Origin of the sequence: Acidocella sp., assembly GCF_028687955.1 — a bacterium.
Classification (GTDB): Bacteria; Pseudomonadota; Alphaproteobacteria; order Acetobacterales; family Acetobacteraceae; genus Acidocella.
Window position 1 is genome coordinate 1 of sequence record NZ_JAQTZC010000083.1, and the last position, 8,053, is coordinate 8,053.

Consider the following 8,053-nt stretch of genomic DNA (forward strand, 5'->3'; position numbering starts at 1 on the left):
GCGGCTCGGAGGCCACCCATATCTGGGACCCTGAGATGACTCTGCGCGCCGCCTACGCCACGCAGTTCTTTCATTATGGCGAATCCTTCAAAATCGGCGCCGCCATCCGCGCGCGCGGCCTGCGCCCCTCCGGCCTGCTCAAGCTGGCCTCGCTCTGGTGGTATCAGAAAAAATTAATGGCCGCTTATCCGGCTAACGACTGAGCCGCCCGCCGAATCCGCCTCTCAATGATAAGCGCAGAGGGCACTTCGGACTGCAAATTGGCTCTCGAAACGGGTCAATTTGCAATTATCGCATGTTATACCAGTCAGCCTTAAGGCTGACTGGTATTACTGCGCCGCCACGCTGAAACCGGCGCCCCGGATCGCCTCGACGAACCTCTCCGCCGCGCCATTGCCGCCGATGACCACCTTTTTGCTTTGCAGATCAGCGGCAACCGTGGCCTGCGGGTCAATTTCATGCACGGCCGAGGTGATCGCGCGCACGCATGATGAGCAATCCATATCCGGTACGCTAACTTCCAATGTCGTCTCGCTGGCCATGATCTTCTCCAAATTCTGATGCTTTTATAAGGGGTGGCGCGGCGGCGCGGTCAAGGCTTGACCGTGCCGCCGTGGGCGCCACATAGTCTCGCATGGATCAGCCTATCAGGCCCGCGCAAACAATCGACCTCGCCATCGGTGGCATGACCTGCGCCAGTTGCGTCTCCCGGGTGGAGAAAACCCTTGGCAAGGTTCCGGGCGTGCAGAGCGTCGCGGTCAACCTCGCCACCGAGAGCGCGCATCTGCTCGCTGACTCTGGCACCAGCGTCGAGTCTCTCACGGCAGCGGTCGCCCGCGCGGGCTACACGGCTGAGCTGCGCGCCCAGGCCCGGCCGCAATCCCACCGGCGCGAGAAGCTGGAGCTCATCGCCGCCGTGGCGCTTTCCGCGCCGTTGTTCGCCTCCATGCTCATTCCCCTGCCGGGCGGGCTGGCGCTCGCCCTCGCCACGCTCATGCAGTTCTGGCTCGGCGCCCGGTTTTATATCGCCGGTTTCAAGGCCTTGCGCGCCCGCACGGGCAATATGGACGTTCTGGTGGCGCTCGGCACCACCGCCGCCTACGGTCTCTCCTTGTGGGATTTCGCCACCACCGGCCCGCTTTATTTCGAGTCCTCGGCCGCCATCATCACCTTCATCCGCCTTGGTAAATTTCTGGAATCCCGGGTCAAGCGCGAGGCCGCCAGCGCGATCACCGGCCTCAACAGCCTGCGCCCGGCGCTGGCGCATGTGCCGGGGCGCGGCGATGTTGCGGTGCAAAGCCTCATCCCCGGCGATGAGGTGGAACTGCGCGCCGGCGAGCGCGTCCCGGCTGACGGCGTGATTCTCAGCGGCATCTCCAGCCTGGATGAAAGCCCGCTCACCGGCGAATCCCTGCCCGTCGCCCGCGCCCCCGGCGAGCACCTGCTGGCCGGCGCCCTGAACCTGGATGGCGTGCTGCGCCTGCGCGTCACCTCCCACGCGGGCGAGTCCTTCCTTGACCGCATCGCCCGGCTGATCGAGGCGGCCCAGGCCTCCAAGGCGCGGGTGCAGCATCTGGCGGACCGTGTGGCCGCCGTGTTCGTGCCGGTGGTCATGGTCATCGCGGCGCTCACCTTCCTCGGCTGGCTCCTGCATGGCGCCAGCCTAGCCATCGCCATCATCAACGCCGTCTCCGTGCTGGTCATCGCCTGCCCCTGCGCGCTGGGCCTGGCCACCCCCGCCGCCATCCTGGCTGGCACCGGCGCCGCCGCCAAGCGAGGCATCCTGCTGCGCAATGCTGACGCCATTGAGGCGGCCGCGCAAGTCAACATGGTGGTGTTCGACAAAACCGGCACCCTCACCAGCGGCCAGCCGCACCTCACGGACATTCCCTTTCTGCGCGGCATCAGCGTTGAGCGCGCGCTGGATATCGCCGCGGCCCTCGCCGCGTCGGACACGCACCCCCTCTCGGCGGCTCTGCGCCGCCCCAGCCCGCCCCAGGCCGAGGCCGTGCGCGCCATGCCGGGCCGGGGTGTGGAAGGCATCGTCGCCGGGCAACGTTATATTCTCGGGTCTGGCGCGCTTATAGCGGATGCCGGCGGCACCGTCCCGGAGCTCGCAACCACCGCCACGCTCTCCTATCTGGCCCGGGCGAACGGAACCTGCCTCGCCGCCTTCGCCTTCGCGGACACTTTGCGCCCCGGCGCCCGCGCGGCGATCGAGCGCCTGAAAGCCATGGGCATCGGCGTGCAGCTGCTCTCGGGCGACCGTGAGGCCGCCGCCCAGGCCGTGGGTCAGGAGCTTGGCATTGAGCAGGTCATCGCCCACGCCACGCCGGAGCAGAAAATTGCCGCCATCCATGCGCTGCGGGCCGCGGGAAAAATCACCGCCATGGTGGGCGACGGCATAAATGATGCCCCGGCTCTGGCCGCCGCCAGCCTCGGCATGGCGATGGGGCAGGGGGCAGACGCCGCCATCGAGGCGGCTGATATTTCGCTTCTGCGGCCTGATCTCTCGCTGGTCCCCGAGGCCCTGGCACTCTCGCGCCAGACCTGGCGCGTGCTCTGGCAAGGCCTGTTCTGGGCGATGATTTACAACCTCATCGGCATCCCGGCGGCGGCCCTCGGCCTGCTCAGCCCCACCATCGCCGGCGCGGCCATGGCGGCGTCCTCGGTCTGTGTGGTGGCCAATGCGCTGCGCCTGCGCAAATGGCGGCAAAAATGAGCCCGTCCGGATTCCTCCAGGCCATCGCCGGTGGCAGCCGCCGCAGTAAACCTTGACTTTGCGGCCCGCTTTGCCGATAGGAGGCTTAAGGAAAATAGCGCGGTTTGCGCTAGGCGCGTTGTCGCGCGCACGACCACAACACGAACGGGTTCAATTTTTGTCAGACACTCCTGAGACCGGCGCACAGACCACTGCGTTCGATGAGACCATTCAAGACCTCGGCGCGGAGCACATCGCGGTAAGCGGGATTGTCGAGGCCCCAACCGCGGAGGCCCTAACCGCGCAAGCCCCGGCCTTGGCGGAGTCTGATGAAACCGTGAGCGGTGAACCTGGCGGGGATGAAGCCGATGCCGACACGCGGGTGAGAGATGCGGCCGAGCTGGAAGCCGATGGTTTTGCCCCGCTGGGCCTCTCCGAACCCATTTTGCGCGCCCTGCATGACAAGGGCTACCTCCGCCCCACGCCCATCCAGGCCCAGGCCATCCCCACCGTTCTCATGGGGCGCGATGTTCTCGGCTGCGCCCAGACCGGCACTGGCAAAACCGCCGGTTTCACCCTGCCGCTGCTGGACATTCTCTCCGGCTCGCGCGCCCGCGCCCGCATGCCCCGCTCGCTCATCCTGGAGCCGACGCGCGAACTGGCTCTTCAGGTTGCCGAGAACTTCGTCGCCTACGGCAAATATCTGAAGCTAAATCATGCGCTGTTGATCGGCGGCGAGAGCATGTCCGACCAGAAGGAGGTGCTGGCCAAGGGCGTTGATGTCCTCATCGCCACCCCAGGCCGCCTGATCGACCTGTTCGAGCGCGGCGGCCTGCTGCTGCGCGATGTGCGCGTGCTGGTGATCGACGAGGCGGACCGCATGCTGGACATGGGCTTCATCCCGGACATTGAGCGCATAGTCGCGATGCTCCCCGCCACCCGGCAGACGCTCTTCTTCTCCGCCACCATGGCGCCTGAAATCCGCCGTCTGGCTGATGCCTTTCTGAGCAACCCGAAGGAGATCACCGTCTCCAAACCGGCCTCGGTGGCTACCACCATCATCTCCGGCCTGGTGCTGGTCAACGAGCATGACAAGCGCGAGGCCCTGCGCCGGCTCATCCGCTCGGAGGACGTGCAGAACGCGCTGATCTTCTGCAACCGCAAGCGCGATGTCGACATTCTGCTCAAATCTTTGCTCAAGCACGGTTTCTCCGCCGGCGCCTTGCATGGCGATTTGGCGCAATCCGTGCGCTTCGCCACGCTGGAAAAATTCAAGGCTGGTGAGTTGCGCCTGCTGGTCTGCTCCGATGTCGCCGCCCGCGGCATTGATATCGGCGGCCTCAGCCATGTGTTCAATTTTGATGTGCCCCACCACAGCGAAGACTACGTCCACCGCATCGGCCGCACCGGCCGTGCCGGCAAGGAGGGCCACGCCTTCACCATCGCTACGCCCGATGACCGCCTGGCCGTGGAAGCGGTTGAGAAACTGATCGCCGCGCCCGTCCCGCGCATTGAAATCCCAGGGCTGGATATTGTTGAATGGGCGGAGGGTGATTCCCGCCGCGGCCGTGGCGGCCGCACAGGGCGCGGCAAGCCCGCCGCCAAGGCGCCCGCACGCGCCGCCAGCCGCGCCGAACCGCGCCGCGAGGAGCCCGCCGCCGCCGCCCGTACCGAGGAACCCCGCCGCCGCGAGCCGCGCACCGTCTACGCGAGCGACAACAATGGCCCCAGCGTCCGCGGTTTCGGCGCCGATGTTCCGGCCTTCATGCTCATCCGCAAGCGTGGCCCGCTCACCGCCATTTTGGACGAGCCGGGGGAGACCGAGGAAGACGATGTGCCTCAGCCCACCGGCGGCAACAATGATGAGGGCATCGCGGCTTGACCTTCAAGCCCGCTTCGCTTCTCCGCCCCAGCCTGAACTAACCCCATGAGCCACTGCCTGCATTATGGCATCTGCGGCGGCTGCGCCACGGATAGCCTGGCCGCGCCGCAGAAATCCCTGGCGCTGTCTCAGGCTTTGGCCCGGGCCGGGTTCGTGGACGCCCCGATGTCCCCGCAGGTGGAAACCCCGCTGCGCAGCCGCCGCCGCGCGGACCTCGGCGCCACCCGCAAAGCTGGTGACATCTCGCTCGGCCTGCACCGCACGGCCAGCCCCGCGGTGGTGGACATGCGCGAATGCGTGCTGCTCCTGCCGGAAATCGTGGCGCTGCTGCCGGATTTGCGAATCCTTCTGCGCAGCCTCCAGGCTTTCCGCAGCTCCGGTTCCGTTGTCATCAATTGGCTGGATAACGGCCCGGATATCCTCCTGCGGATGGACGCCGCATTCACCGGCCCTGACCGCACCAAGATCATCGCCTTCGCCCGTGCCCATAACGCGCCGCGCATCAGCATCGCCACGGGGGCGGAGCTGCCCGAGCCCGCCATCATCCTGCAAACCCCCGCCATCAGCTTCTCCGGCATCCCGGTAGACCCCCCGCCGGGTGGTTTCCTCCAGGCCAGCCGGGCAGGGGAAGCGGCCATCATCGCCGCCGTGCTCGCGGGCCTGCCCAAACTCAGCCTTAAAGCCCGCATCGTCGAACTCTACGCAGGTGCCGGCACCCTCTCCTTCGCCCTCGTGCAGCACGCGCGGGTGGAAGCCTATGAGGGCGATGCCAGCGCCACCCAATCGCAGGACAAAGCCATCCGCCTGAATAACCTGGCCGGGCGCATGCGCGTCACCCAGCGCGACCTCCACCGCCGCCCCCTGCAAGCCGCCGACATGACCGGCGCCAAAGCCGTGGTGCTAGACCCCCCCTACGCCGGCGCCACCACCCAAATGCGCTTTTTGGCCGCCAGCGGCGCCGCCCGCATCATCTATGTAAGCTGCAACCCCGCCGCCCTGGCCATCGACGCCGCCGTGTTGCACCGCGCGGGGTACACGCTGCGCGCAGCCACGCCGATCGACCAGTTCCCGTATTCGGAAAATGTTGAGAGCGTGGTGGTGTTTGAGAAGTTAAAGTAGCGAAGCCTGCAATTCCGTCCGCACATGCGGCACAAAATTCAGCAACAGCCGCGCGCCAGATTTGATACCAGTCAGCCTTAAGGCTGACTGGTATCAAATCTCCACCCCAGCAAATCCCGACATAGTCCAGTTCCAACCCTTGGCAGGCCTTGCTCGTCAAAGATTATGTGGCTTCAACGAAAGGGCGTCTGACCATGCACGTCCTCCCTGGCTACGCGCCGGAGCTAAACCCGGACGAATTGGTCTGGAGCCATCTGAAGCGAACCGGCGTTGCCAGAAATCCACGACACAAAGGCGAAAAATTGCGCGATAAAGTCGAAGCACAGCTCGCCGAAATTCGCCGCTTGCCAGACCGCATCCGTTCATTCTTCAAACCGCCAAGTGTCGCCTATATTGCCGACTGGTGAGTAAGGGGCGAAGCCCCTTAAACCTTGTCGCCCCGCGAGGGGGCGATGCTGTCCACCATCGCCTGGGCTGAGATCAGCCGGTCAGTGGCGAGGCGGTAGGCATCCGCGTTGTTCATATCCGTGGCGTCATACGCGGCCTGGGCGGCGGTGAGAGCTTCGGCGGCCTTGGCGGGGTCGAGGTCTGACTGGCGGATGATCCCGTCAGCCAGCACGGCGCAATAGCTTTCCGTGATCTCAGCGAAGCCGCCGGGGACGAAAAAACGATCGGTGATGGTGTTGTTCTCGTAGATATCCACCAGCCCGCCGCGCAAGCCCGTGATGAGCTTGGAATGGCCCGGCAGCACGCCGATGTCACCCTCGGTGCCGGGGATGACGACCATGTCGACATCCTGCGACAGCAGGAGCTTCTCCGGGCTGATGATTTCCAGGACAAGTGGCATTTTCAAGCTTTCGCGGCCATGGCTTCGGCCTTGGCGACCGCATCCTCGATGGTGCCGACCATGTAGAAGGCGGCTTCGGGGAGGTGGTCGTATTCGCCGGCGACGATGGCCTTGAAGCTGCGGATGGTGTCCTCGACCTTCACGAACACGCCGGGCGAGCCGGTGAAGACTTCTGCGACGTGGAAGGGCTGCGAGAGGAAGCGCTCGATTTTGCGGGCGCGCGCCACGACCAGCTTGTCGTCCTCGGAGAGTTCATCCATGCCGAGAATGGCAATGATGTCCTGCAAGGATTTGTAGGTTTGCAGGATGCGCTGCACGTCGCGGGCGACCTGGTAGTGCTCCTCGCCCACGATGCGGGGGTCGAGCGAGCGCGAGGTGGAATCCAGCGGGTCAACCGCCGGGTAGATGCCTTTTTCGGAGATCGCGCGGTTGAGCACCGTGGTGGCGTCCAGATGGGCGAAGGAGGTGGCGGGCGCCGGGTCGGTCAAATCGTCAGCGGGGACGTAGATGGCCTGCACCGAGGTGATGGAGCCCTTTTTGGTGGAGGTGATGCGCTCTTGCAGGGCGCCCATGTCGGTCGCCAGGGTGGGCTGGTAGCCCACGGCGGAGGGGATGCGGCCCAGCAGCGCGGACATTTCGGCGCCGGCCTGGGTGAAGCGGAAGATGTTGTCCACGAAGAACAGCACGTCTTGGCCTTCGACGTCGCGGAAATATTCGGCCATGGTCACGCCCGAGAGCGCGACGCGGGCGCGCGCACCCGGCGGCTCGTTCATCTGGCCGTACACCAGGGCCACTTTCGAGCCTTCGGTGTTGTTCTCGCCCAGCTTGATAACGCCGGCGTCGATCATTTCATGGTAAAGGTCGTTACCTTCACGGGTGCGCTCACCCACGCCCGCGAACACGGACACGCCGCCGTGGCCCTTGGCGATGTTGTTGATGAGCTCCTGGATGAGCACGGTTTTGCCCACACCTGCACCACCGAACAGGCCGGTCTTGCCGCCCTTCTGGTAGGGGGCCAGCAGGTCGACCACCTTGATGCCGGTGACGAGGATTTCAGCCGAGGCGGATTGTTCCTCGAAGGCCGGGGCGTCGCGGTGGATCGGCATGCGGGCTGTTGCCACGATGGGGCCGCGCTCGTCGATTGGCTCGCCGATGACGTTGAGGATGCGGCCCAGCGTGCCGGGGCCGACGGGGACGGAGATGGCGGCGCCGGTGTCGGAGACTTCCGCGCCGCGGACCATGCCGTCGGTCGTGTCCATGGCGATGCAGCGCACGGTGCGCTCGCCGATTTCCTGCGCGACTTCCAGCACCAAAGTGCGGCCCCCGATTTTGGTTTCCAGCGCGTTCTGGATGAAGGGCAGCTCGCCTTCGAACTGCACGTCAACGACGGCGCCCAGGATTTGCGTGACGCGACCAGTGTTATTGCTTGCCATTTTCTCTCTACCTTAAACGGCTTCAGCGCCGGAGATGATCTCGATGAGTTCTTTGGTGATGTTCGCCTGCC

General features: G+C 65.5%; 6 protein-coding genes and 3 pseudogenes. 5 read left to right on the forward strand and 4 right to left on the reverse strand.

Translation table 11 applies throughout. From position 1 onward, the window contains the following. Positions 1-203 (forward strand): annotated as a pseudogene (locus tag PHE40_RS09860) (D-alanine--D-alanine ligase); the annotation flags it as partial. A gap of 126 nt (positions 204-329) precedes the next feature. Here the strand turns inward: PHE40_RS09860 and PHE40_RS09865 are convergent. Beyond that, entirely contained in the window at positions 330-542 is a 213-nt protein-coding gene (locus PHE40_RS09865) for a heavy-metal-associated domain-containing protein (protein ID WP_299961296.1), read from the reverse strand. Between the two features lie 92 nt (positions 543-634). Between PHE40_RS09865 and PHE40_RS09870 the strand changes: the two genes are divergently transcribed. From PHE40_RS09870 to PHE40_RS09880, 3 genes are all read left to right on the forward strand, one after another. Beyond that, the gene (locus tag PHE40_RS09870; RefSeq protein ID WP_299961297.1) at positions 635-2,722 is read left to right on the forward strand and encodes a cation-translocating P-type ATPase; all 2,088 of its coding nucleotides are present in this window, start codon (positions 635-637) and stop codon (positions 2,720-2,722) included. A gap of 232 nt (positions 2,723-2,954) precedes the next feature. Then, positions 2,955-4,583 carry a DEAD/DEAH box helicase gene (locus PHE40_RS09875; protein WP_408838999.1) on the forward strand — a complete coding sequence of 543 codons (1,629 nt, stop codon included), beginning with the start codon at positions 2,955-2,957 and terminating at the stop codon, positions 4,581-4,583. 45 nt (positions 4,584-4,628) lie between these two features. Beyond that, on the forward strand, positions 4,629-5,702 hold the full coding sequence (locus PHE40_RS09880) for a class I SAM-dependent RNA methyltransferase (protein ID WP_299961299.1): 1,074 nt from the start codon (positions 4,629-4,631) through the stop codon (positions 5,700-5,702). Positions 5,703-5,790: 88 nt separating this feature from the next. Here PHE40_RS09880 and PHE40_RS10990 read toward each other — a convergent pair. Next, positions 5,791-5,862: pseudogene (locus PHE40_RS10990) on the reverse strand (DNA/RNA helicase domain-containing protein); the annotation flags it as partial. Here PHE40_RS10990 and PHE40_RS09885 point away from each other — a divergent pair. Continuing rightward, positions 5,858-6,109, forward strand: a pseudogene (locus tag PHE40_RS09885) (transposase); the annotation flags it as partial. The pseudogenes PHE40_RS10990 and PHE40_RS09885 overlap by 5 nt on opposite strands. Before the next feature lie 17 nt (positions 6,110-6,126). Here the strand turns inward: PHE40_RS09885 and atpC are convergent. Both atpC and atpD read right to left on the reverse strand, forming a co-directional pair. After that, positions 6,127-6,549 carry an ATP synthase F1 subunit epsilon gene (gene atpC, locus PHE40_RS09890; protein ID WP_299961301.1) on the reverse strand — a complete coding sequence of 141 codons (423 nt, stop codon included), beginning with the start codon at positions 6,547-6,549 and terminating at the stop codon, positions 6,127-6,129. A gap of 2 nt (positions 6,550-6,551) precedes the next feature. Then, positions 6,552-7,982: a F0F1 ATP synthase subunit beta gene (gene atpD, locus PHE40_RS09895; RefSeq protein WP_299961303.1), complete on the reverse strand. Its 1,431-nt coding sequence runs from the start codon at positions 7,980-7,982 to the stop codon at positions 6,552-6,554. Positions 7,983-8,053: the final 71 nt, after the last annotated feature.

Bases quoted from the DNA above. Each gene is read 5' to 3' on its own strand.
- PHE40_RS09865 (WP_299961296.1), bottom strand. From the start codon at position 542: ATGGCCAGCGAGACGACATTGGAAGTTAGCGTACCGGATATGGATTGC.
- PHE40_RS09870 (WP_299961297.1), top strand. From the start codon at position 635: ATGGATCAGCCTATCAGGCCCGCGCAAACAATCGACCTCGCCATCGGT.
- PHE40_RS09880 (WP_299961299.1), top strand. From the start codon at position 4,629: ATGAGCCACTGCCTGCATTATGGCATCTGCGGCGGCTGCGCCACGGAT.
- atpC (WP_299961301.1), bottom strand. From the start codon at position 6,549: ATGCCACTTGTCCTGGAAATCATCAGCCCGGAGAAGCTCCTGCTGTCG.
- atpD (WP_299961303.1), bottom strand. From the start codon at position 7,982: ATGGCAAGCAATAACACTGGTCGCGTCACGCAAATCCTGGGCGCCGTC.